Origin of the sequence: Sinomonas sp. G460-2, from assembly GCF_047759905.1 — a bacterium.
Taxonomy (GTDB): Bacteria; Actinomycetota; Actinomycetes; order Actinomycetales; family Micrococcaceae; genus Sinomonas.
Genome location: NZ_JBKZWT010000030.1, coordinates 1 through 23205, shown reverse-complemented (window position 1 = coordinate 23205; position 23205 = coordinate 1). Strand labels below are relative to the sequence as shown.

At 69.5% G+C, this 23205-nt stretch carries 22 protein-coding genes, 1 tRNA gene and 1 pseudogene; 8 read left to right on the top strand and 16 right to left on the bottom strand.

Annotated features, from left to right (window positions below; translation table 11 throughout):
- Together mshC and ACLN58_RS05470 are read right to left on the bottom strand one after the other, a co-directional pair.
- Positions 1 to 1153, bottom strand: a 1153-nt coding sequence (gene mshC / locus ACLN58_RS05475; RefSeq protein WP_415854259.1) for a cysteine--1-D-myo-inosityl 2-amino-2-deoxy-alpha-D-glucopyranoside ligase, incomplete at its 3' end; no start/stop codon positions are given.
- A gap of 58 nt (positions 1154 to 1211) precedes the next feature.
- Positions 1212 to 1433 (bottom strand): hypothetical protein, encoded by a 222-nt coding sequence (locus ACLN58_RS05470; RefSeq protein ID WP_415854258.1) that lies wholly within the window; start codon positions 1431 to 1433, stop codon positions 1212 to 1214.
- 80 nt (positions 1434 to 1513) lie between these two features.
- Between ACLN58_RS05470 and ACLN58_RS05465 the strand changes: the two genes are divergently transcribed.
- Positions 1514 to 1738, top strand: a complete 225-nt coding sequence (locus ACLN58_RS05465) for a DUF5703 family protein (RefSeq protein ID WP_415854257.1) — start codon at positions 1514 to 1516, stop codon at positions 1736 to 1738.
- Here ACLN58_RS05465 and ACLN58_RS05460 read toward each other — a convergent pair.
- Together ACLN58_RS05460 and ACLN58_RS05455 are read right to left on the bottom strand one after the other, a co-directional pair.
- Positions 1735 to 2934: an acyl-CoA dehydrogenase family protein gene (locus ACLN58_RS05460; RefSeq protein WP_415854256.1), complete on the bottom strand. Its 1200-nt coding sequence runs from the start codon at positions 2932 to 2934 to the stop codon at positions 1735 to 1737. The two genes, ACLN58_RS05465 and ACLN58_RS05460, sit on opposite strands and share 4 nt — an antisense overlap.
- An 87-nt stretch (positions 2935 to 3021) precedes the next feature.
- Positions 3022 to 4344 carry a M20/M25/M40 family metallo-hydrolase gene (locus ACLN58_RS05455; protein ID WP_415854255.1) on the bottom strand — a complete coding sequence of 441 codons (1323 nt, stop codon included), beginning with the start codon at positions 4342 to 4344 and terminating at the stop codon, positions 3022 to 3024.
- Positions 4345 to 4505: 161 nt separating this feature from the next.
- On the opposite strand from ACLN58_RS05455, the gene ACLN58_RS05450 reads away from it, so the two are divergent.
- A tRNA-Leu gene (locus ACLN58_RS05450) sits at positions 4506 to 4589 on the top strand.
- Between the two features lie 78 nt (positions 4590 to 4667).
- Here ACLN58_RS05450 and ACLN58_RS05445 read toward each other — a convergent pair.
- From ACLN58_RS05445 to ACLN58_RS05435, 3 genes and pseudogenes are all read right to left on the bottom strand, one after another.
- Positions 4668 to 5135, bottom strand: coding sequence for a tyrosine-type recombinase/integrase (locus ACLN58_RS05445; RefSeq protein WP_415854254.1), 468 nt, complete (start codon positions 5133 to 5135; stop codon positions 4668 to 4670).
- Between the two features lie 379 nt (positions 5136 to 5514).
- A pseudogene (locus ACLN58_RS05440) lies at positions 5515 to 5763 on the bottom strand (hypothetical protein); the annotation flags it as partial.
- 222 nt (positions 5764 to 5985) lie between these two features.
- Positions 5986 to 6501, bottom strand: a complete 516-nt coding sequence (locus ACLN58_RS05435) for a helix-turn-helix domain-containing protein (RefSeq protein WP_415854253.1) — start codon at positions 6499 to 6501, stop codon at positions 5986 to 5988.
- A gap of 152 nt (positions 6502 to 6653) precedes the next feature.
- Between ACLN58_RS05435 and ACLN58_RS05430 the strand changes: the two genes are divergently transcribed.
- Entirely contained in the window at positions 6654 to 6881 is a 228-nt protein-coding gene (locus ACLN58_RS05430) for a helix-turn-helix domain-containing protein (RefSeq protein ID WP_241053906.1), read from the top strand.
- A gap of 258 nt (positions 6882 to 7139) precedes the next feature.
- Here ACLN58_RS05430 and mobF read toward each other — a convergent pair whose 3' ends face one another.
- The 4 genes from mobF to ACLN58_RS05410 form a co-directional block, all read right to left on the bottom strand.
- Positions 7140 to 10601: a MobF family relaxase gene (gene mobF / locus ACLN58_RS05425; RefSeq protein ID WP_415854252.1), complete on the bottom strand. Its 3462-nt coding sequence runs from the start codon at positions 10599 to 10601 to the stop codon at positions 7140 to 7142.
- Positions 10602 to 11318: 717 nt separating this feature from the next.
- Positions 11319 to 12698 (bottom strand): FAD-binding oxidoreductase, encoded by a 1380-nt coding sequence (locus ACLN58_RS05420; RefSeq protein WP_415854251.1) that lies wholly within the window; start codon positions 12696 to 12698, stop codon positions 11319 to 11321.
- An 85-nt stretch (positions 12699 to 12783) separates the two neighbouring features.
- On the bottom strand, positions 12784 to 13209 hold the full coding sequence (locus ACLN58_RS05415) for an ester cyclase (RefSeq protein WP_241053908.1): 426 nt from the start codon (positions 13207 to 13209) through the stop codon (positions 12784 to 12786).
- Between the two features lie 270 nt (positions 13210 to 13479).
- Positions 13480 to 13647: a hypothetical protein gene (locus tag ACLN58_RS05410; protein WP_241053909.1), complete on the bottom strand. Its 168-nt coding sequence runs from the start codon at positions 13645 to 13647 to the stop codon at positions 13480 to 13482.
- Positions 13648 to 13808: 161 nt separating this feature from the next.
- On the opposite strand from ACLN58_RS05410, the gene ACLN58_RS05405 reads away from it, so the two are divergent.
- Positions 13809 to 14276, top strand: a complete 468-nt coding sequence (locus ACLN58_RS05405) for a heavy metal-responsive transcriptional regulator (protein WP_241053910.1) — start codon at positions 13809 to 13811, stop codon at positions 14274 to 14276.
- Here the strand turns inward: ACLN58_RS05405 and ACLN58_RS05400 are convergent.
- Positions 14267 to 14653, bottom strand: coding sequence for a heavy metal-responsive transcriptional regulator (locus ACLN58_RS05400; RefSeq protein WP_241053911.1), 387 nt, complete (start codon positions 14651 to 14653; stop codon positions 14267 to 14269). The two genes, ACLN58_RS05405 and ACLN58_RS05400, sit on opposite strands and share 10 nt — an antisense overlap.
- A 142-nt stretch (positions 14654 to 14795) precedes the next feature.
- Here ACLN58_RS05400 and merA point away from each other — a divergent pair, with 142 nt between their 5' ends.
- The 4 genes from merA to ACLN58_RS05380 all read left to right on the top strand — a co-directional run bounded on the left by merA (position 14796) and on the right by ACLN58_RS05380 (position 19538).
- A complete protein-coding gene (merA, locus tag ACLN58_RS05395) occupies positions 14796 to 16229 on the top strand; it encodes a mercury(II) reductase (RefSeq protein ID WP_241056403.1) in 1434 nt (477 codons plus the stop codon).
- Between the two features lie 184 nt (positions 16230 to 16413).
- Entirely contained in the window at positions 16414 to 16962 is a 549-nt protein-coding gene (locus tag ACLN58_RS05390) for a carboxymuconolactone decarboxylase family protein (RefSeq protein ID WP_241053912.1), read from the top strand.
- The gene (locus ACLN58_RS05385) at positions 16959 to 17675 is read left to right on the top strand and encodes a haloacid dehalogenase type II (protein WP_415854260.1); all 717 of its coding nucleotides are present in this window, start codon (positions 16959 to 16961) and stop codon (positions 17673 to 17675) included. Before ACLN58_RS05390 ends, ACLN58_RS05385 begins: the two co-directional genes overlap by 4 nt.
- A gap of 225 nt (positions 17676 to 17900) precedes the next feature.
- A complete protein-coding gene (locus ACLN58_RS05380) occupies positions 17901 to 19538 on the top strand; it encodes a permease (RefSeq protein ID WP_415854250.1) in 1638 nt (545 codons plus the stop codon).
- A 28-nt stretch (positions 19539 to 19566) separates the two neighbouring features.
- Here ACLN58_RS05380 and ACLN58_RS05375 read toward each other — a convergent pair whose 3' ends face one another.
- From ACLN58_RS05375 to ACLN58_RS05360, 4 genes are all read right to left on the bottom strand, one after another.
- Positions 19567 to 20937, bottom strand: coding sequence for a cytochrome P450 (locus tag ACLN58_RS05375; RefSeq protein WP_415854249.1), 1371 nt, complete (start codon positions 20935 to 20937; stop codon positions 19567 to 19569).
- A 58-nt stretch (positions 20938 to 20995) separates the two neighbouring features.
- Positions 20996 to 21466 carry a hypothetical protein gene (locus ACLN58_RS05370; protein WP_415854248.1) on the bottom strand — a complete coding sequence of 157 codons (471 nt, stop codon included), beginning with the start codon at positions 21464 to 21466 and terminating at the stop codon, positions 20996 to 20998.
- Between the two features lie 92 nt (positions 21467 to 21558).
- Positions 21559 to 22494 (bottom strand): ABC transporter substrate-binding protein, encoded by a 936-nt coding sequence (locus tag ACLN58_RS05365; protein ID WP_241053918.1) that lies wholly within the window; start codon positions 22492 to 22494, stop codon positions 21559 to 21561.
- Positions 22491 to 23205: class I SAM-dependent methyltransferase (locus ACLN58_RS05360; RefSeq protein ID WP_415854247.1), on the bottom strand; the 715-nt coding region annotated here is incomplete at its 5' end. The genes ACLN58_RS05365 and ACLN58_RS05360, both read right to left, overlap by 4 nt.

The window sequence follows — 23205 nt, the reverse complement described above, 5'->3', positions numbered from 1 at the left end:
GCGCGTCGAGATCGTCGGCGAGTGCCCCGCGGATCTCGGCGAGCAGAAGTTCGGCCGAGCCGCGCGGCGCCTGCGGGAGCGCCTCACGCCACCGGGCGAGCCGCGACTTCGCGGTGGCGAAGAGCTCAGCGGTCCACTCCCAATCGGAGCGGTAGTGGTTCGCGAGGATCGCGAGGCGGATGGCCTGTGGATCCTCCCCCGCGGCCCGCAGCTTCGAGACGAGGACGAGGTTCCCGAGGGACTTGCTCATCTTCTGACCGTCGAGCGCGACCATGCCGGTGTGGGCGAAGTGCTGCGCGAGCGGGACGTGGTGCAGGGACCAGGCGTGGCCGGCGCCCATCTCGTGGTGTGGGAAGGCGAGGTCCGAGCCGCCGCCCTGGACGGTGAACGGCGCGGGCAGGAAGCGCTGCGCGATAACGGTGCACTCGATGTGCCATCCGGGACGACCGCGGCCCAGGCTGCCGCCGTCCCAGTGCGGCTCGCCCAGCCGCGCCTCACGCCACAGGATCGGGTCGAGAGGGCTGTGCTTGCCAGGCCGCTCGGGATCGCCCCCGCGCTCACCGAATACCTCGATCATCTCCGCCACCGTCAAGTGGGACACCGTCCCGAGCCGCCACGCATCCGGTGAGTCGGCGCGGCGCGTGGCCTCCGTCACGTCGTAGTAGACATCGCCGTCGGGCTCGCCCTCGGCGCCCGCGAGCTGGTAGGCAATCCCCTCGTCGAGGAGCCGCTCGACCTCCGGCACGATCCACGGGATGGACTCGACGGCGCCGACGTAGTGGTCCGGGGCGAGGACGTTGAGCGCCTCCATGTCCGTCTGGAACAGCTCGATCTGCTGCTTCGCGAGCGTGCGCCAGTCGACGCCCGTCGCGTCGGCGCGCTCGAGCAGGGGATCGTCCACGTCGGTCGTGTTCTGGACGTAGGTGACCGTACTCCCCGCGTCCCGCCAGACCCGGTTGAGCAGATCGAACGCGACATAGGTCGCCGCGTGGCCGAGGTGCGTCGCATCGTAGGGCGTGATCCCGCAGACATAGAAGGACTGTTCGGGCGCGACAGGCAGCTCAGCCATGTCGTTCCGCGCCGAATCCCACAGCCGGATCTGGCCGCTGTTGCCGGGAAGGGACGGAATAGGAGCCTGACGCCAAGTCTTCACGCCACAAGCCTAGTGCTCGGCGCGGGACGGCCTGAAACCGGCGGGGAGCGATCCGCCGCTAGCTCTCTTGCTCGTCGCCGTCCTCCAGGAGATCGATCGGCAGATCCTCGCCGTAGGCGTCGTACAGCGCGTCGGAGTACGCCTCGAACGCGTCCGCGACCGCGAAATAAGCAGCCTCGACGGAGGGATCATCGTCGCCGCGTCTGGACGCTGCGGCCACGAGGTGCTCCTCAAGCGCCGCTGTCAGCGAACCGAGTGCCACGCGAGGGTCGATGCTCATGGGCCCACGGTAATCTGATTCGAAGGGACTGCCTAGATCGCCGAACGGCGCATCAGCACACTCATGAGGAAGCGAGGGCCATGAAGGAACGGATCCTCGGCCCGGGCAACGGCGCCGCCAACGGGAAGTACGAATACCTCGTCCTGTCGGTGAAGCCCGGGGAGTCGATCGCGGAGGCCCGCCAGCGTGTGCGGGAGCACTCGGAGTATGGCAAGTGGGAGCTCGAGAGGAGCCGCCTCTACATGGGCGGCGGCCGCCGGTATTGGCTCCGCCGCAGGGTCATCGCGGTCGAACGGACGGCCTAGCCGTCCACGGCCCCGGTTGCCGGTTCCTCGATCGGCCCGAGGAGTGCGTTCGCGACGGTCGCGTGGGCGGACTCCGGATCAGACGGGTGGTACAGCCCGGCGAGGACGTCGCGGTAGAGCCGCTGGAGCTCGTTCGAGCGGAAGTACCCCCCTCCTCCACCTACTCGCATCGCGACGTCCACGACCGCGCGCGCGGTCTCGGTCGCCCGGTGCTTGAGCCCGCTGAGCGCCGGGAACCACGCTGGGCCGCGGTCCACGAGGCCGTCGACATCGTCCGCGACCCGTTCGAGGTGAGGGAGGACGCCGTCGAGCGCCATCGCCGCCTCCGCAAGCTGCCAACGGATGTCTGGGTCCTGTGCGTAGGGCCGGCCGCCATTCTTCAGCGACTTCCGCCGGTGCGCCGCGTCGACGCCGAGGGCGAGCGCGCGCTCCGCGACTCCCGTGTAGACCGCCGCGAGCAGCGTCTCGAAGACCGCGAAGATGCCGAAGACGAGCAGGTCCGGATTCGGGCCCACCGGAAGCCGCCGAACGATCCGACTCTCCGGCGCGTAGGCGCCGTCGAGGATGGTCGTGCAGGATTGGCTCGCGCGCATCCCGAGCGTGTCCCAGTCGTCGAGGTGGCGCCAGCCCGGCTCGCCGCGGCGGATGAAGCCGTAGACGAGCCGCGGCTCCGGACCCGTCGCGTCCTTCCCGAACGTGCCCATGCGCGTCCACACTGGCGCGAGGCTCGTGAACACTTTGGTGCCGGTGAAGCGGACCCCGCCCTCCGGCTGAGGCTCCGCGACGGTCACCGAGTCGAACAGGACCGAATCGTTCCCGGCCTCGGAGATCCCGAACGAGAAGACCTCGCCCGCCCCTGCCTCCTCGAGGACGAAGTCGAGGCTTGCGTCGCCGCGCGCCTCGAACACCCGCGCGACGCCCGTCCACACGAGATGCATGTTGACGCCGAGCGCCGTGGCAGGGGCGGCGGCCGCGAGTCGGCGCTGGAGACGGACGACGTCGGCCAGGCTGGCTCCCAGCCCACCCGCGCCCTTCGAGACGAACGCCTTGAGATAGCCGGCCTCGACGAGCTCGTCGAAGTCCTCACGGAAGAACTCGTTGCGCTCGTCGTAGCCAGGCGCGCGGGAGCGAATGCGCTCGATCAGCTCGTCGGGCAGCACGCTCGTCGGGTCGAGGCTCACGGCCCCTCCTCTCATTGCGGGTCCTCCCCGCCGGCTCCCAACCTTCGCAGGCTCAGGCGGGGGCCCTTGCCGGCGTGGGCCCCAGGGCCGGCCGTTGCGGGGTCAGTACGTCGTGAGCAGCCGGCGCAGCACGCGCGCGCCGAACTGGAGTGAATCGGCGGGGACGCGCTCGTCGACCCCGTGGAACATGCCCGCGAAGTCGAGCTCGGCGGGCAGGCGCAGGGGCGCGAAACCGTACCCGGTGATGCCGAGCCGGCTGAGCGACTTGTTGTCCGTCCCACCGGACAGCGTGTACGGCAGTACGTGCGCTCCCGGATCCTCGGCCTGCAGCGCGCCGACCATGGACTCGACGAGGGCGCCCTCGAACGGCGTCTCGAGCGCGACATCATGATGCACGTACGCGAAGTCGACGCCCTCCCCCGCGAGTTCCTTGATCTTCTTGAGCACGAGCTCGTCCTGGCCGGGGAGCGTCCGGACGTCGATCCGCGCCTCGGCGCTGCCCGGGATGACGTTCTCCTTGTAGCCGGCCCGAAGGATTGTCGGGTTGGACGTGTTCTGGAGCGTCGCCCCGACGAAGCGCGCGAACGTTCCGAGCTCCTTGAGCAGGATCTCCGGGTTGTCGCGGTCGAACTCCACACCGGTGAGCTCGGTGACGCCGTCGAGGAATCTCTTTGTCGTGTCGGTGAGCTCGATCGGCCACTCGTGCTCGCCGATGCGGCTCACGGCCCGGGCCAAGCGCGTCACGGCGTTGTCCAAGTTGGTCTGGGAGCCGTGACCGGCACGCCCCGACGCGGTGAGCTTGAGCCACGAGAGCCCCTTCTCCGCGGTCTGAAGCATGTAGGTGCGGCGACCGCCGATCTCCGCCGAGAAGCCGCCGACCTCGCTGATGGCCTCCTTCGCGCCGTCGAACAGCTCGGGGCGATGATCGACCGCCCAGCGCGCGCCGTACGCGCCGCCCGCCTCCTCGTCCGCGAACATGGCGATGACGAGATCGCGCTTGGGCCGCGTGCCGCTCCGCTGCAGCTCGCGAACCACCGAGAGGACCATGGCGTCCATGTCCTTCATATCGACGGCACCGCGCCCCCAGATGAGACCGTCCTTGAGCTCGGCGGCGAACGGGTCGACGCTCCAGTCGTTCTTCTGGGCCGGGACGACATCGAGGTGGCCATGGATGACGAGGGCGCTCGCCGCGGGATCGGTTCCCTCAACGCGGGCGACGACGGACGCCCGCCCAGGCGCCGATTCGAAAATCTCCGCAGACAGGCCAACCTCCTCGAGGAGTCCTGCCGTGTATTCCGCCGCCGCGCGCTCGCCCGGACCCGACCCGTCACCGAAGTTGCTCGTGTCGAACCGGATGAGGTCCTGGCAGATCTGGACCACCTCGTCCTCGGCGCGAAGCGGGCTTTCGGTTGGGCGATCGGTCATGGACGCTCCTCGGCTGCGACGGTCAGTGAGGCCCAGCCTAGTCTCCGGCTCGGCGCCCGGACGGCCCGCGCGCTGATTTCTTCATGAGGCCCGGATCGTGTAGAGTTTTATTCGCTGCCCGGGAGGAAAACGCGCCATGCGAACGCTTCCGGAGCCCACCTGCGCGGGTGGCGGAATGGCAGACGCGCTAGCTTGAGGTGCTAGTGCCCGATTAGGGCGTGGGGGTTCAAGTCCCCCTCCGCGCACGAAGGGGAAATGGCTCCTGACCTGGGATTACGTCCTTAGGTTGGGGGCCGTTTCCGCGTGAAGTGCTAGAAAAAGTGCTAAGCCCTGTCGAGGTACTGGGCGAAACGGTCTGCCGCGGCCTTCTGCATGGTCGGAGTGACGTGGCTGTAGATGTTCATCGTGGTCGTGATGGTCGAGTGCCCGAGGCGTTCCTGAACCACTTTGGGATGCTCGCCGAGTTCGAGCAGCAGGGTCGCGTGGGTATGACGGAGCCCCTTGATCGTGACGCGGGTGAGCGTGTCGTACTTCGCCGTGGCCCAGTCGAGACGGCGCGCCCAGCGGCTGGTCATCGCGTCCGGCGACCGCAATTTGCCGTCGTCGTCTCCGAAAACGTAGGCGTCGGCTTTCGCCAGTTCGAAGGCGAGTTCAGCGCGAGCGACCTTGTGCGCGGCGAGCACCTTGAGCGTTTCGGCATCGATGTCGATGACGCGGGCATTGCCGGTCTTGGTCGTCTTCGTCTCGGCCCAGTCCTCGGTATTGACGGCACGTCGGATGCTGATCCGCATGGTCTTCGTGTTGATGTCGTTCCATCGGAGCGAGGGCTTCGCTGCGTCTCATGCCGGTGTAGGCGATCAGCCGCCACAGTGGGAACAGCTCGTCATTCAGTTCGTCACGGTTCCAGGTGAGGAAGGTGTGAAGCTGTTCGCCGGTCCAGGTGACGATCTCGGGTTTCTGCGCCCGTACCTCGCTCGACGTGGGCGCTTTGACAGTGCGGCGCTTCTTCGTCGGGTTGACGGTCAGATGCCCATCCTCGATCGCGGCGTCGAGGATCGCGCCGAGCACCACGTGGATCTTGTGGACGCTGTTGGCTGAGAGCGGCTGGCCCTTGCCGAGCTTGTCGGCGCGGCCGTGCTTCTCCAGGTCGCGGTAGTGGCGGGCGATCCGTGTCGCGGTGAGCTTGTCGAGCCGAATCGTGCCGAGCTGCGGTTTGATGTGGTTGCGTATGATCTTCTTGTAGCCCTTGACGGTGGAGTCCGCGAGCTTGAGCCCTTCGGCCCACTCTTCCGCGTACACACCGAGGGCGGGAACCTTGCCAGAGAACTTCTCGTTCTGCGCACGCTGCTTGAGCGCGTCTTGCAAGGCGTCATTCGCTTCGGCGGTGTCCTTAAATCCGGAGCGGGTGAGGCGGCGCATCCCCTGCTCGGGGTACTCAGGATCTTTCAAGACGTAGATCTGGAACCGCCACCGCTTGCCCTGTGCCGTCTGGTACTCCTGGATTGAGCCCGGCCGTCGGGAGCGGGAGCGCCGCTGCCTCCTGGCCTCATTTCCGCCCGGATCATCCGGCGGTTCTCGTCGCCGTGATGTCATGGCCTGGCTCCTCCCTTTCGTCGTTGTGCTTCGGCGTTTGTGGGCGGGTCAATCGAGGTTGGGGATCGCCAGCGGGTCGAGTTGCACCAGCCTGCCGGTTGCGAGTTCCAGTCGGGCCCGTTGTGTCGCCAGGCGTTCCTCGTAGACCTCGCGCGGCGTGAGTCCGAGCTGGCCCTGGTCGTACTGGGCCAGTGCGTCTTCGAATCGCTTGACGTATGAGGAGGCGTTGAAGCGCTCTTCCTTCCAGTACCGCAGCAGGTCGTCGGGCGTGAGCTTCACCCGGCCGGCGACCCAGGCCTGGATCTCCTCAGGAAGGAACCTTGAGGAGACCCCCGTCACCTCGACGCCATCGCTTGGCGGGGTGAGGAGTGCCGCCGGGGTGGTGCGGAGCAGGTAGGCGATCGCGGTGAGGTCGTCCACATCCACGCGACGGTCGCCGTTTTCGATCTTGCTGATGCCCGAGGGCGAGATCTTCCGGCCCACCTCAGTGAGCTTCACGGACATGGTGCGCAAGTCCATGCCGATGCTCTGCCGCGCTGCGCGAATATTGGTCGCGACGTGCATGTTCGTGATCCCCGCGGGATTGCCCCGCACCCTCTCGTTCTCCATATTGAGAACATACAACGCGATAATTGACAACACAAGCGGCGAAGCTTACCGTGTTGAGAACACCGCTCCTCGGGGGCTCAGCGGCAGACGAAGGCGAAGGTGGAGTGATGAGACAGGGCACACTCGGCATCGACGACCTCCGTGCACGCCGGAGCCTCGTCATCAGCCGCAAGGAAGCCGCAGAAGCGCTCGGAGTGGATCCCCGTACTATCACGGTCGGAATCCAGGACGGCACGATTCCCTCGGTCAAGCTCGGCCGCAGAATCGTGATTCCGCGCGAGAAGTTCCTCAGCCTCTTCGAATCGGCCGACGGTGCCCCGCGCGATCACGAATAGCTCAACCACCCGCAGGATTCTGGGGCAACGCCGATCTGCACAGGCCCACCGGCGAGCCTGCGTCCGGCTGGCAAACTCGAGGTGTCACCCGCGACCGTTAGCCCTGGAGTGAGAACTCGACGCCGCTGCCCGAACGCCGCTCCCCGGCTCCCCCGACCTCGGCGCTACCGGCATTGCCGGCCCACCGCGTTGCAGTGGTCGCGGGCCGCACGAAGCCTCTGACTTGCGCGCACAGCCATTGGGACGGCACCGGTGGGATCAGAGGCTGCTCAGAGGGCCTTGCCGCTTTGAGGTGCCTCCCTTTCGCATCCGTTCAGCTTCCCGGTGCTGGAAGTCTTCGCGCACCTGCTCGGTGGCCTCTCGACGCTGCGCCTCCCGCACCGCTGCTGCGTCGTGTTGCGCTTGAACCCGGGCGGCAGCCTGATCGGGCGGCAAGGCCCGGAGGGCGGCGATCTGGTCGCGAGCCTGCTCTGCGGTAGTCGTCCACTTTGCGGCTTTGCTGCGGGCATTGGTGAGTTCGTACCGGACCGGGTCGCGACGGACTTGCTCGGGTCCGTAGAGCTTGGCGAGGAGGGTCCGCCGCTCGTCCCGGTGCCGTCTGATCATCTCCTGCTGCTTCCGCGTCGCGACGGCAAGTGCCTGCTCGGACTGGACGACTCGCGGGTCGCTTGCGGTTGCTCGATCCGCCACCTGCGCCGTCCATGCTTCGGTGGCCTGCCCGATGTTCGGTGTTTTGCCCCAGCGTTCGCGTAGCCGTGCCTGTGCCCGCTCTGCTCGGTCAGTTGCCGTGCGGTGTGCGCGGCGGGCCTTCGGCTTCCTTAGCCGGGAAGCGGCACGGAGCTGCGCGCTCGTCTCGGCGACACTGCTCACTGCGTCGTCATGATCGTGCCTGTCAGCTTCCGCGGCGGCAAGGATCGGAGCCTGGACCTCGAATCGCACCTGCTCGACGTGCTCACGCAACGCCTCGACTTCTGACGCTGCCTCATCCGTCTCGGCCCGGTGCACTTCAGCCTGTGCACCGAGGTGCTCTGCGATCATCAGCCACCGTGCCGCGCGCCGTTCGGCGTCCTGGGCTTGCTTCGCGAGCGCAGCGATCTCCGCGTTCACGAGCTTCACAGGCCCGTCATCGACCAGACCGGTGATCTCCTCGGCGGCACGTGTGGTGGCGTCGGTGAGGCCGCGGTCGGCGCGGTCACGCTTCATCGCTTGAGTGAACTGCTCACGCGCATCGGCCACGCTCTCGGCGACGACATGCAGCAGGTTCTCTTTGCGGCCCCTGGTCATGCCGACGTACACCGCTGCGGCGCTGGTCATGTCGGTGAGGACAGTGTGTGACCTCGCGACGGTTGAACCTTGGACACCATAGGCGGTTGTGGCGTAACACAGGTGCACGTGCTCGCTCACGTATTCGGCGGGAAGCCGCACCGACTGCTCGGCTCTGTGTTCATGACTCGCCTCATGCACCCACAGCGCCCCATCTGCCTCGGTGCGCTGGACGATCCAGGTCTGACGGTTCGCAACCCCAAGGCTTGCGTCGTTGCGCCGCGTCTGCACCCTGTCGCCACGCCCGATCGGCAGGCCATCGCTGCCAATGACGGTCACGACGTCGTCGATCAGGCCACGGTTCACTCGTTCCTCCCGGATGCGGGCGTTCAGCGCGCGGGCATCGTCGTTCGAGCTGACCGTGATCGCTTCATCGTCGCGGAAGGCGTCGGCGACATGCACGCGCATGCCGTCGCCGGCGTGGAGGCGTACCAAACCGAGGGCCTGCAACTGGTCGAACACCCGCCCGGGGTCCGCCCCGGCGCGCATGTCGAGAGTCAGGTCCGCGTAGTCGGGGGCAGTGAAGCGGTGCACCTCGGCCATGTCGAAGACCTGGCCCCGGAGTTGTGCGGCGATATCGAGCACGCCGCCGCGCCCGACCGCGGCCAGCTGCGCCCGGTCTCCCACGAGCGCGACCGTCGCCCCGCTCTCGGCACAGACTGTGAGCAGCGCGACGGCGGTGTCCTGGTCGAGCATCCCCGCCTCATCCACCACCACGCGTTCACTGGCCGCGAGTCGCGCCCATTGGGGCGGGCCGGCGTAGGCGTGTCCGGTGTCCGGGTCGAGGTCGCCCAGGCCGAGGCGGGTCCAGACGCCGTCTCGGTTCCACCGCCATCCATGGGCATGCACGAGCGCCGCAACGGACTCGGCAGGCACCCCGAGTTCTTGGTGGGCGACGTCGGCGGCCTTCCTCGTCGGAGCCACCACCAGCACGCCGCGCCCTGCTGCCTGGCTTGCTCGGATCGCGGTGGAGAGCATCGTTGTCTTCCCGGCGCCCGCGGCCCCCTCCACGACAACGAGGGGGTCGGCGGAGGCGACCGCGGCGGCAGCGACGAGTTGTCCGCTATCGAGCTGCAGCTCGAGCGCGGCGGCGTGCGCGGCCACGTCCGGATGCTCCGCCTCGTCATCGGGCACGCGGGCGGTGAGGAGGTCGCGGAGGTTTGTCTCTGCCCGGAGAACGCCTACCGAGGTGAGGTGCGCGACATGCTCCGGTGTGGGGCTGCCGGGCGGGAGGATCGAGAAGCAGTCCTCCATCGCCAGGGCGGTCGCAACCGTGATGAAGTCCCGCAACCTGTCGGGGGTTGCACGGACCCCGTACTCGGTCACGATCCGGGTGACGTGCTCCTGCACCGTGTGTCGGGGCCATGCCGACGCTCCAGCAGCGCACCTGTCCAGGGCACGCGAGGCGACCACCTGCGCCCGCAGATCATCCACCGACACCGGCTCCCGGGGCGCCGGCCGGCGCAGAGTATCGGGGGCGTGGCCGGCGTCGCGGAGTTCGGCTTGCCAGGCGTGTTCTTCGCGGAGCGTTGTCGGCTTCTTCGCCGGACGTCCCAGCGCCCACGCCTGCGCCACCAGTCGAGCTGACACCACCGGCCCCGCCGTTTCGCCCGGATGCACGGCCTCCCACTTCGATTCGAGACGGGCGAGGTTGCGGGCGACCTGCTCCCCGCGCTTGCTCATCACCGAATTGAACGGCTCCAGCTCGACCACCTCCCCCGTCCGTGGGTCGAGCGTCAGCCGGTGACGGTCCAGCGCCTCGGCCAGCTGTGGGTGTGCCGCGATGACGGCCGTGCCGAGGGCGCGGATCGCTCCCTGCTGCCTGAACAGCGCTCCAGTGTCCAAGGCGCGCCACTTCCCGGCCGCCCACACGCGGGTGCCGATCTGGAAATGGATATGTCGGTGCGGGTCACCCGCCCGCGAGGTCCGATGCGTGACGGCGACCGTCTGCAACGACTCGACCGGAACCACCTCCTGAAGGCCGCGGGGGCCCGCCCTGGTCACCGAATGGGTGGCGAGCCAACGTTGGATCTCGGCCGCGGCGTCATGCTGCGCCGCATCGAGCGCGGCCGACACCTCCGGGTGGAGTGCGGCAGCGATCGACAGACTCTTCGGCGCGTTCACGACCATCTCCGCGAACCGGGGCGAACCGCGACGCGCCTCGCCCGGCAGCCGCGGGGTGCCCATGGACTCCCCGGTGAGTGGATGCGTCCAGTCCACCCACTCCGCGTACACCTCCGGTGCCAGGCTCGCCTCGCCAGCCACAGCACCGCTGCCGTCGAGCTGGACGAACTGAGCCACGGCCGAGTCCGCCCCGAGGTAGTAGTCATCAGCGCGGGAACGATCCGCCTCCACATACCGGCGCGCGTCAGCTCCGTTTCCGCGGAACAGGATCACGCCGCCATGCATCACATCACCATGTTTCTTATAGCGAGTATGGTGTATCTACCATGGTAGCATACGTCCATTCAATCGTGAATGGGTACGGCGAGCTGCGAAGGTGGATCCTCCTTGTACCGTCCCAGCTATCCTCCGTCTTCACAGCCCTTGCCCCACATGCCTAGAAAGGACTCCGAGACGAAGTCGCGTTCTCGGACGGGGTCACGCTAAGTAGCCGGAAGTTGAGGTGGCGCGACGTCATCCGAGCGTGCTGCCAGGATCGCGTGCCCTCATCCCTAACCTTGCAGGAGGCCGTTCAGCAATTGGTGCTCGATGTTGCAGACCCGGGGTCGGCCCATACCAGCCGAACGACATCGGGCGCGAGTTCTTTCCGCGTATCCACCGCGGCCACCGCAGACTTCTCGATCAGCTCGTCCACGCCCACGTCGCGGATCCCTCGCCGGGCGAACAGCTCCTAGGCGACCGTGAGAATCCTCTCCCGCGCCCCTGGGCAGGGAGGGGTCGCGCGCTTCGGGCATGTGCTGGATTTCCACGCGCGCACCATAGCCGCCAGCGGCGGCGGACCCGGCGCAGCCGTGCTCTCAGCACTCGCCGTCCTGATGGCCCGATCCTGCGCGGTGACGATGCGTCCAATCGCGGATCCAGGGCTGAATTCCGAAAGAGCCATACTGCCCAATTCCTCACGAGCGCCGCGCGGACGGAGCAAGGGCGGGGTCATGTCTGCTCGGCTGGTGAGGGTTTGATGTTCTGGTTCGATTGGAAGACGTTGTGGGGGTCGTATTTGGCTTTGATTTGGGTGAGGCGGTCGTAGCGGCTGCCGTAGGCTGCGCGGATCCGGGCTTCGCCCTCGTCGTTGTGGAGGAAGTTCACGTAGACCCCGCCGGTGGCATGGGGCTCCATCGCGGCGAAGTAGTCCCTGCACCAGGCGATATCGGGGTGGGTCGGGCCTCCGGCGGGCCAGGCGGCGTTGATGTTCATCGCGTGCGCCGCGTCGCGCCCGCTGGCCGCGGAGCTGTCCTGGGAGCGTGAGGCGATGGCGCCGCCCATGTGGAACAGCAGCGTGTAGGAGGCCGGGGAGCTCTTGGCCCACGAATGCTCGAGCAGGACCTCGATTGCGGCGTCGGTGAGCGGGGGCAGGTAGTGCGATTTCCAGTAGTAGCCCCAGTGATGGGGGACCCCGGCGTCGAACATGGCCTGGTGCTCGACGTACGGTTTGTAGCGGACGAGGTCGGCGGCGGGCGGGCCGAAGGCGCGCAGCGGCCGCAGCAGCTCCTCGCCCTCCCGGGGGTCGCCGACGAAGAAGGGGATCACCAGCAGTATGTCGGTGCCTCGCAGGTGTTCCGGGACCCAGTCGAACGGCGGAGCCGTGCGGAGGTTCAGGTAGACGGAGAGCTCGTCCGGGGCTTCGGCGATGAATTCGCGGTAGAAGGCGAGGACCTCCGGCGCCTGCTCGGCGCGGAACAGGATGGGGCCTGCCAGGACGTGGGTGCCGAGGCGGTGGGCCTGGAAGCGGAATTCGGTCGCGATACCGAAGTTGCCGCCGCCCCCTTGGACGGCCCAGAAGAGATCGGGGTTCTCGTCCTCGGATGCGTGGACTCGGCTGCCGTCGGCCAGGAGCATCGCGACGGAGAGCAGGTTGTCCGAGGTCAGCCCCCACCGTCGGCTCAGCCAGCCGAAGCCGCCGCCCAGGGTCAGCCCGGCCACCCCGGTATGGGTGACGATCCCGGCCGGCATGGCCAGACCGTGCTTCTGGGTCGCGGCGTCGACGTCGCCCCACAGGGCGCCGGGCTGCACCCGGGCGCTCGTGCTGTCCGGGTCGACGACCACGCCCCTGAGGGCCGAGAAGTCGATGACGACCCCGCCCTCGGCCAGCGCCGAACCGGAGACGTTGTGGCCGCCTCCGCGCACGGAGAGCGGCAGCTTCCGGCTCAGCGCGTATTTCAGCGTGGCGGACGCGTCCTCCTCGTCGAGGCAGCGCGCGATCAGGGCCGGGCGCCGATCGATGGCCCCGTTCCAGATCCGCCGGGATGCCGAATACCCTTCATCCCCGGGCCTTAGCAATTCGCCCTGAAAGCCCGGTACGTCACTGTTCATGTCGGCATGATCAGAGGAAGCACCCATTCTGTCCATACGTGGCCGCCTAGAGTTCGACCCTCCGGCGGTAGCGACAGGGTCCGGGTCAGCCGTTCGGGTCGGGAATCTTCATGCTGGCGCCCAACTGCTGCAGTAGTCCGAACATGTCGATCAGCGCCCAGCCCTCCACTCGGTGGCCGTCGACCACCTTGTCGATGGCGATCCCACCAAAGCTGACTCGGCGGCCGGTGGGGGCGATCCCGCGGAACGCGCCTCGGTGCACACCGGTCGCGGTCCACTGCGTCGTGACGAAATCGCCGTCGGCGAGCATCTGGTCGACGACCATGGTGAAATCCGCGAACGCCTCACGGAATGATGCGATGCGGGCGAGGAACTCGTCCCGGTTCTCCTCGCCGAACGGCGTATGGTTCACGAACTCAGGGGCGAGATGCTCCCGCGCCTGATCGAATCGGCCGTTGTTCCAAGCGTCCTCGATGAAATGCCGGGTGCCGGCCTTGCCGTCTTCGCCCATGATCGCCCCCTCGCTCGGCTCGCTGAAACGATAGCCGGGCGGGAGGAGCCAACGCTACAGCCAAAGTGCCGGCTTGATCGCTACGCAGACTCTGGAGACCGTCAACGCACCATGCGAGTTGGGCCTCGTGGGCCAGTTTGCACTCACGCCCGACCGGCTCAGGCCCGGATGGAGCAGGGCGTCAAAAGGTTGGGCCGAGGGTCTTTCTACTTCGAAGCAAGACGATAGGGTGCGGGCTGCCGGGGCTGAGCGAGGAGCGGCGGCAGTCTTTCAGCCCGCTGCAGCCGTTTCGGCTTCGACCTTCTGCATGGTCATTCCGCAGCAGCAGGTGGGGCTGCGGTCGCCTCCCTTTCCCGGGGCTGCTCCCTTGGTGACGGTCAGCTCGCAGCCGCACTCGGGGTCGGGGCAGCGGTAGATGTCTCCCGCGTGGAATGCCATGGCCGATCCTCTCGTCGTCGCTTGTTCTTGATGCCCTTCCAGACTGGCCCCTGCCCTTGGGTCCGGGTCAAGGGGTCCTGGCCATTGGCCCCCAAGTCTTGAGGCTGCCCTTGGGGCAGGGTTGACACTGGAAGTCGGAGAGGGAGTTCTGGGAGGTGCGCATGCTGGTCGAGGAGGTCGCTGGCTATACGGTCGGGGAGGCGGCGCGGAGGGCCGGGGTGAGCCGGAAGGCGATCCGGGTGTATGAGGCGAGGGGGCTGCTCCTTGAGCCGGCGCGTACCTCGGGGGGCTACAGGCTGTTCACGGACGAGGATGTGGCAGTTCTGCAGTTCATCCGCCGGGCGAAGTCGCTGGGGCTGAGCCTGTCGGAGATCGCCGAGGTCCTGGACCTCCAGCGCGGGGGCGCCCAGCCGTGCGGGCTGGTGATCGGGCTCCTGGATGCTCATCTGGCCCAGATCGAGCGCACCCTGGCCGAGCTCGGGGCGCTGCGCGAGTCGCTGCTGGCAGCCCGCGACACCGCCCAGGCGTCGCTCCAGTCGGGGCAGGAGGCGGTCTTCTGCCGCATCATCGAGGGCCCGTGGGACCGTGAAGGTGGAGGCGCCGGGAACCTGCGGGCAGGTCAGAGGTAGCTGCAGATCTCCCCGGAGTCGCAGCCTTGCGCCCCGGACGCGGATGCCTCGAACTGTTCGGCGAGGGTGCTGCGGAGGTCCTGGAGCTCGGCGATGCGGGCATCGATGGCATCGAGCTGTTCGGCGAGCCGGTCGCGGACATGGGCGCATGGCCTGGCCCCGGCGTCGTGCACGGCCAGCAGCGCACCGGCCTGCTCGAGGCTGAGGCCTGCGGCGCGGGACCGCCGGATGAAGGCTGCCCGCCGCACGGCGCTCTCGGGATAGTCGCGGTAGCCCGCTGGCGTCCTTCCGATGCCGGGCAGGAGTCCGATGTCCTCGTAGAACCGGAGGGTCTTGTCGGTGGTGCCCGCGGCGGCCGCTGCCTCTGAGATGCGCATCGTGGTTCCTTCCCTGTCGGCCGTTCTGGAAGTTCCAACCGTCTGGGCCGCCCGGGTATGCCCGCCTTGACCTTCCAGCGGCTGGAAGGCGGAGAGTCGTGGACGAAGGCAGCATAGCGAAGGGGAGGAGACGAACGTGCCGATTGCCGAGGAGTACGACCTTGTTGTCGTCGGGTCGGGAAGCGCCGGGTTCGCCGCTGCGATCCGGGCCACGACCATGGGGTTGCGGGTGGCGATGGCCGAGAGTGCCACTGTGGGCGGCACCTGCGTGAATACCGGGTGCGTCCCGTCCAAGGCCCTCCTGGCAGCCGCACAGGCCCGCCACGCGGCCGCCGACGCCGGCAGATTCCCGGGCCTGGCACCAGCCCCGGTCGGCCTGGACATGCCGGCTCTGGTGGCGGGCAAGGACGCCCTGGTGGGGTGGATGCGGCAGCAGAAGTACCTGGACCTGGCCGATGACTACGGCTGGGACATCCACCGCGGCCGGGCTGTTTTCTCCGGCGTCGCGGACGATCCGGTCCTTGACGTGGCCGACGGGGACCGGGAGGCGGTGCGACTGCGCGGGCGGCACTACCTGGTCGCCACCGGATCCGCCCCGTGGGTGCCAGAGCTGCCCGGGCTCGCCGAGGCCGGGTACCTGACCTCGCAGACCGCGATGGAGCTGGAGGAGGTGCCCGAGTCACTCCTGATCGTCGGCGGCGGGTACGTCGCGGTCGAGCAGGCCCAGCTGTTCGCCCGGCTCGGCTCCAGGGTCACCGTGCTGGCCCGCTCCCGCCTGCTCTCCGGCGAGGAGCCCGAGGTCTCCATGGCGCTGGCCTCCGTCTTCCATGAGGAGGGCATCACGGTGGCCCGGCGCGCCGTCCCCACCGCGGTCCGAACCGAACCGGACACCGGGGAGGCGGTCGTCACGGCCGCCGTCGCCGGCGGCGCAGCCCAGGACTTCCGGGCACAGCGGGTGCTGATGGCGACCGGACGCCGCCCCGTCACCGAAGGACTGGGCCTTCCCGGGATCGGCGTCGCCACCGGCGACCGGGGCGAGGTCCTGGTCGACCCCGGCCTGCGGACCACGAACCCCCGGGTCTGGGGTGCCGGGGACGTCACCGGGCACCGCGAGTTCGTCAACGTCGCCGCCGCCCACGGCGCCCTGGCCGTGGAGAACGCCTTCGCCGCGGCCGGTCTGGAGGTCGACTATTCGCAGCTGCCGCGGGTGGCGTTCACGAGCCCCGCCGTGGGAGCGGTCGGGCTGACCGACCGGCAGGCCAACGGCGCGGGCCACGCTTGCGAGTGCCGGGTGCTGCCCCTGGAGTTCGTGCCCAGGGCGCTCGTGAACCGGGACACCCGGGGGTTCATCAAGATCGTGGCCGAGGAGGGCACCGGGAGGATCCTGGGCATCACCGCCGTCGCCCAGGACGCCGGCGAGCTTGCCGCGGCCGGTGTGCATCTGATCGCCTCGGGCACCACGGTCCACGAGCTCGCCTCCCGGTGGGCGCCCTACCTGACGATGGCCGAGGGGCTGAAGATCGCCGCCCAGTCCTACACGGCCGACGTCTCCCGCCTCTCCTGCTGCGCCGTGTGAGCCGCAGCGGGGCCGGGTACCGGCCCCTTGGATGTTCTGTGCGCAGGCACACAGAACGCGGCCCCACCGGCCCGTAGCGTTGGAAGACCGCCCGAAGGGCATCGACAAGACAGAGACCGTGCGGCGCGCAGACCGGAACCGACCCTGGCGCCGCCGACGAAGAACGAGAAGAAGGAGCCTCACCATGCCCCGCATCCCCGCCCACACACTCGACACTGTCCCCGACGCTTCCCGCGAGCACGCCGAGCGCCTCGAGAGGAGGATGGGCCGGCTCATGAACATCCACGCCGAGATGGCCCACTCCCCCGTGGTGATCGGCGCCTACCAGGGCATGCAGAAGGCCATCGCGGAGCACGGCACGTTCGACGCCCGAACCCGCGAGGCGATCGCCCTGGCCGTGGGCAACCAGAACGGCTGCGACTACTGCCAGGCCGCTCACACGCTCTCGGCACGCAAGGCCGGGCTCGCCGACGAGCAGATCCTGGCCCTGCGCGCCGGGGAGGTCGGCTTCGATGCCCGGCTCGCGGCCCTGACCGAGGTCGCCCGCGCCGCCGCCGCGGATACCGGCAACGTCCCCGAGCCGGTATGGCAGGCGGCGCTGGATGCCGGGTGGACGGACACCGAGCTGGCCGAGGCCTTCGCCCACATCGCAGTCAACCTGTTCACGAACTACTTCAACCACTACGCCCACACCGAGCTCGACGTCCCAGCCGCCGAGCCCCTCACGGCCTGAACGGCAGACCCGGCCCCACCACGAGGAGGAACAGCCATGGCACGAGCACCCGAAGTGATCGTCTTCGACGTCAACGAGACCCTCTCCGACATGTCCCCGATGGGGGGGGCCGGTTCGCCGAGGCCGGAGCCCCGGCCGATCTGGCCAGGCTCTGGTTCGCGACCCTGCTCAGGGACGGGTTCGCCCTGGCCGCTGCCGGAGACGCGGCCCCCTTCGGCGAGATCGGGGCCGAGGTCCTCACCGGCCTACTGGATTCGTCAGGGGTGCCCGACCCGGAGGGCACCGCCCGGCGACTGGCCACCTCGGTGGCGGAGCTTCCCCTGCACCCGGACGTCACCGACGGGATCCGCGCGCTGCGGGCGGCCGGGAACCGGCTCGTGACCCTGACCAACGGATCCGCCCAGGTCGCCCAGAAGCTCTTCGACGCCGCCGGGATCCGGGACGAGTTCGAGGCGCTGCTCTCCGTCGAGGACGCCCCCGCGTGGAAGCCCCACCCCTCCTCCTACCGGTACGCCGCCCAGCGGTGCGGGACCCGGGAGGAGGACATGCTCCTGGTCGCGGTGCACCCCTGGGACATCCACGGAGCCGCACGGGCGGGCCTGCGCACCGCCTGGGTCAACCGCATCGGGGGCGCCTACCCTTCCTACCTCGCCCGCCCCGAGCTCACCGTGGCCTCGCTGACCCACCTCGCCACGGAGCTCGCTGCAGGCTGACCGGGACTTGACTTGGCCCCGAGGGCCAGGTCCTAACGTACTGGGGTCCGGGGAAACGTCCCGGACGGAGGGAGGCGAAATGCGCACGGGCAAGACCTGCAGCATCGGACAGCAGGACAGAGAGATCCCGGGCTGCGGCAGCGGACCCCTGCAGCGGTGGGGCTTTGCGCTCCGCGAGCTGCGCCGTGCCCTCCTTGCTCGCAGCGGAGAAAGGGAGCAGCGCTGATGGCGTTCTTGGACACGGCCTGGCGGAGCGTGCTGGAGGGATTCTTCATGTTCTGGGGGACGCTGTGGGCGCTCGTGCTGGGCTTCACGCTCTCCGGGGCGGTGCAGGCCTTCGTCTCCCGCCGGGAGATGCAGAAGGCGATGGGCGACCACCGCCCCGCCACGGTGGTGCGCACGGGCCTGCTGGGCGCGGCGTCCTCGAGCTGCTCCTACGCCGCCGCTGCACTGGCGAAGTCGCTGTTCCAGCGCGGGGCCGACTTCACCACCTCGATGGTGTTCATGCTCGCCTCGACGAACCTGGTCGTCGAGCTCGGTCTCGTGCTGTGGCTGCTTGCCGGGTGGCAGTTCGCCCTCGCCGAGTTCGTCGGAGGGGCGATCATGATCGCCCTTTTCGTCCTGATCGCCCCCCGCGTCTTCCCCGCCTCCGAGCTGGAGGCGGCACGGGCCCGCCTCGCGGAGCGCGCCGCCGCCCAGGGCAGCCCCGATGAGGCCGACGAGGCCGAGCGGCACGGCAAGGGGCTGTGGGCGAGGATGCGGTCAGTGTCCGGGTGGGCGGACGCCGCCGGGTACGCGGTCTCGGACGCGACCATGCTCCGCCGCGAGCTGCTCATCGGCTACCTCGTCGCCGGGATCCTGGCCGTCGCCGTACCGCCTGCTGTCTACTCGGCGCTGTTCTTCCCCGGCCATGGGCTCCTCACCGACGCCTGGGACGCCCTCGTCGGCCCGCTCGTGGCGTTCGCCAGCTTCGTCTGCTCGATCGGCAACGTCCCGTTGGCTGCGGCCCTGTACAGGGGCGGGCTCGGCTTCGGCGGCACGGTCGCCTTCGTTTTCGCCGACCTGATCGCCTTCCCGCTGGTCGCCGTCTACGCCAAGCTCTATGGCCGGCGCATCGCCGTGCGAGTCTTCCTGTCCTTCTGGGCGGTGATGAGCGCCGCGGGCCTGGCCACCGACCTGCTCTTCCGCGGCCTCGGCATCGCTGCCCCGGCCCGCCCCGCCGAGATCGTCCCGGCCCGGTTCGAGTGGAACTACACGGCCTGGCTGAACCTGGCCGCGATCGCCGCAGCAGTGGTGCTCTACTGGCTCTACCGCGGGCGGGACCGTTTCGGCACCGCCGGGCGGTACGCGAAGGACCCCGTGTGCGGGATGCAGGTCGAGAAGGCCCACGCCCCCGCCACCCACACCCATGCCGGGCACATGTACTGGTTCTGTTCGGACCGCTGCCACGAGAAGTTCACCGCAGACCCGGACCACTACGCCGCAGAACCCGGCAGCGAGCCCATGGGCACCGAGGACGCCTCGCCGCCGATCGCGGTGGACCCGGTGTGCGGGATGCGTGTGGACCCCGGGAACCCCGGCGGGGGAACCCTCGCCCACGACGGCACTGAATACGCCTTTTGCTCGCCCGGGTGCAGGGAGGCCTTCGCCAGGGACCCCCACGCCTACCTCGGTGCCGACGGCGGCAGCCCCAGCCATGGGGGCCCGGCCGTCCGCGATCCGGTGTGCGGGATGGAAGTCGACTCCGAGCACGCAGCGGCCCGTTGCCAGCACGAGGGACGGGAGCATCTCTTCTGCTCCACCGGCTGCCGTGACGCCTTCGCCGCTCGGCCGCACGAATTCTCCCAAGGGCACAGGGGCTGAATCCGGGGCGGCGTCCGCAGGGCACTGCTCAGGGCGGGGAGCCCTGCCCAGGGCCTCCGCCGCGCGCGGCCGTGTGCATTGGGGCCCTCCGGCGCCGGATGACGGCGGCGCTTCCCCGCGACGGGACCAAGACCGTGCCCAGGAGTCTCGCCGTCTCGACGCAGGGCGAGGCCGGCGAGAGGGTGACTGCGCTGACCACCTCGGTGAGCACGGCCTCCATCTGCACTGCCGCGAGCTCTGCGCCGAGGCAGTGGCGGCGCCCGCCGCCGAAGGGGACCCAGTTCCGTCCTCCCCGGTGGCGGGCGCCGAGGAAGCGGTCTGGCCGGAAGGCGTCTGGGGCGTCCACCCGCCCGTCGTTGTCGTGGACCAGCAGGGGCGCGACCACGACCAGCGTCCCGGCGGGGACGCGGAAGCCTGCGAGCTCCATCGGCGTGGTGAGCTCTCGGACCGCATCTAGGACGGGCGGACGCCAGCGCAGCACCTCCCGCACCAACGCGTCGAGGTGACGGGAGTCCTGCCCGTCAACGGAGCCGGCGAGGAGCCGGGCGGCTCCCGGGTCGCGGGCGAGGCGCTCGAGCGCCCAGCCCAGTGCTGCGGCTGTGGTCTCGTAGCCTGCCAGCAGCAGGGCGGTCAGTTCGTCGTTCATCGCCTCCTGGCCGATGCGGGACCCGCTGTCCCGCTCGTGCCCGATGAGCAGCGAAAGCACGTCGCTGCCTCCAAGGGGCTCCGCCGAACGGCGGGCATCGATGATCGGTGCGAGGATGGCGTCCACCCGGGACTGGCGGCGCCGCGAGCGGCGCGAGAGCCAGGAGCGCACTGCGCCGTCGCCCACCGGCGACATCCAGGTCCGTGCCAGGGCGGATGGGCCGTTCATGCCGGTAATCGCACGATGCAGCCTCTGGACCGTCTCGGAGTCATCGATGCCCAGGACGGCGGTGGCCATCGTGGCGAAGACCACCTCCTGCATGCGGGGAAGCAGCGCAATCGGCCTTCCCTCTGCCCAGGTCCGGATCTCCCGCCCGGCGTTCTCGGCGGCGACGGTCCGGAGCCGCTCCAGGCTCTCTCCGTGGAATGCCGGTCCCAGGAGGCGCCGGCGGTCCTGATGGGCGCTGCCGTCCTGCCGCAGGACGCAGGCGGGTCCGAGTACGGGCAGCACCCGCCCGGTCGCGGTGCCGGCCTCAGCCGCGCGCGGGTCGCTGAGGAGGGCCTGCCGCGCCGTCGAAGGATCGCCGAGGACCAGGATCGGCCCGACGGCCGGGAGCCTGACCGTGAAGGCGTCCCCGTGCCGCCTGGCCCACCTCCGCAGCTGCCCGACGGGGTCGTACCAGAGCAGCACGTCCTGAATGAGCGCCGGCAGCCGGACGGCCGGGACCCTGCCGATGGATTGCGGTCGGCCCATGGGGAGGTGTCTCCGGACTCCGTTCAGGGCGCCGGCGCCCGCGCGCAGGCAGGGCACCCTAGGGTTCCAGTGCGCGCAGGACGGCGTCGGCGGCGATCGCGTAGCCCAGGTGCGGAAGGATGTCGCTGGCCCAGTCGGCCGCGGACCAGGTCCTGGGATCGGTGACCTTCAGCACGGTCATCGGCGCGTTGGCCGCGAGCAGGACCACACCGGTGGTTGCCGCGATCCCCACTGCCCTTCCGGGCCTCCAGCCGAGGGCACGGGCGCCGGCGGCCAGGACGCCGGTGCCGACGCCCGCCGCGAGGCCCAGGAGCGGCCCGATCCCGGCGGCCCTGTTCTGCTGCTGCTCTTCGTCGCCGGGGATGTGCATGCCCACTGCACGGGCGAGGCGCCGGGCGGACTCCTTCGAGGTGCTGCTGGCGGGCCTGGCCCTGACGGCCATGTCCAGGTAGGTGATCGCGTTCAACACGGTGGTGCCGGCCGCCCCGGCCGCGGCCCCTGCAGCGACGGTCCGCAGGATGGCGTTCATCGTCTTCTCCTCTCGCCTGAAGGCCCACACAGCCGCGCCCCCGCGGTGATCGGGCCCGTCTCCCCAGGACCCAAATGGCTGCCCCGGACTCCTCAGCCGGCGAGCCCCTTCTCCTTCAGCCACGCGTCCGCGGCAGCCTTCGGGTCCTGCTTGGCGCTGCCCGAGACCTCCTCGTTGAGCTTGACGAGGTCCGCCGTGGTCAGCGTCGCCTGGACCTTGTCCAGCACGCCCTTCGCCTTGTCGTTGACCCGGTCGGTGCGCACGAGGGGCACGACCTGCTGGGCGGCGAAGTCGTTCTGCGGATCCTCGAGCGTCACGAGGTGGTTCTGGGAGGTGAGCGGCGAGGTCGTGAACACGTCCGCGGCCTGGATCTGGTTGTCCAAAAGCGCCTTGATGGTCACGGGGCCGCCGCCATCGCTGAGAGGGACGAACTGCTTCGGCGTGCAGCCGTACTTGGCCTTGAGCCCGGGCAGGCCCTGCGGGCGGTCCTTCGCCTCGGGCGGCATGCCGAGGGCGATCTGGTCGCAGACCTTCCCGAGGTCGGCCAGCGTCTTGAGGCTGTACTTGTCCGCAGTGGCCTGGGTGACCACGATGGAGTCCTTGTCCTCCGCGTTGGCGGCATCCAGGACGGCGAGCCCCTTGGGGGTCACGGCGGGGAGCGCCTGCATGACGTCCGCCGCGCTCACGGCGGTGGCGTTCTTGTCGAAGTAGCGCAGGAGGTTGCCCGAGTAGTCCGGGACGAGGTCGATGGAGCCGTCCTGGAGCGCCTTGACGTACACCTCGCGGGAGCCGATCCCGGTCTTCGTGGTCGCCTGCACGCCGGCGCCGTTGAGCGCCCCGGCGTAGACGTCGGCGAGGATCTCGCTCTCGGTGAAGTTGGCCGAGCCCACCACGATCGGGCCGCCCGCGACGGCCTGGCCGGAGGCGGGGGCCGTGGAGAGGGGGCTGCTCGACCCGCCGCACGCGGACAGGACGAGGGCTGCAACGGGCACGGCCGCGAGGGCGGCCAGGCGTGTAGAGATGGTCACGGGCGGGTTCCTCCTGCGGTCGGGCGGCTGGGCTGGGTCGTGCTCGTCTGGGGTTTGCGGGCGGTGATGAGGCTGTAGCCGATCGTGCCGGAGCTGATCTCGGCCCGCACTGTGCGGGCGTACGGGCGCACGGCCGCGGGTTCGATGCCGGCCGAGGCGAGTGCGTCCGGGGCCGCCATGGCCAGGACGGCGAGGCGGGCCTCGATCTGGTCGAGCATCCGGGCGATGGCGGGGCTCTGGTCCTCTGGGCGGTCGGCGGCGAGCCCTGCCGCTTCGAGCAGCCCGGCGTAGCCTTCGGGGCTTCGGGCGTCGGCGATGCAGGCGACCCATGCGGCCATCCCGGTCAGGGGCTCGGGGAGGCGGCCCCCGCGGACGGTGACGTCGGTGATCCCGGCTTTGCCTCCGGGGACGAGGACGCGGGCGAATTCGGCTGCGGCGCGGGACTTGTCCGGGAAGGTGCAGAGGGCGCACTCGCATACGAGCGCGTCGAACGATCCGTCCTCGAACGGGAGGTCCTCGGCGTCCGCGACCGAGAAGGTCGCCAGATGGCCCAGGCCTTCCCGGGCTGCTGCCGACCTCGCCTGCTCGACCTGCCGGGCACCGAGGTCGATCCCGGCCACGGTGCAGCCGAACTCCCTGGCGACCAGCAGCGCCGTCGTTCCCTGCCCGGAGGCGACGTCCAGCACCCGGGTCCCGGGTCCGAGGCCCAGG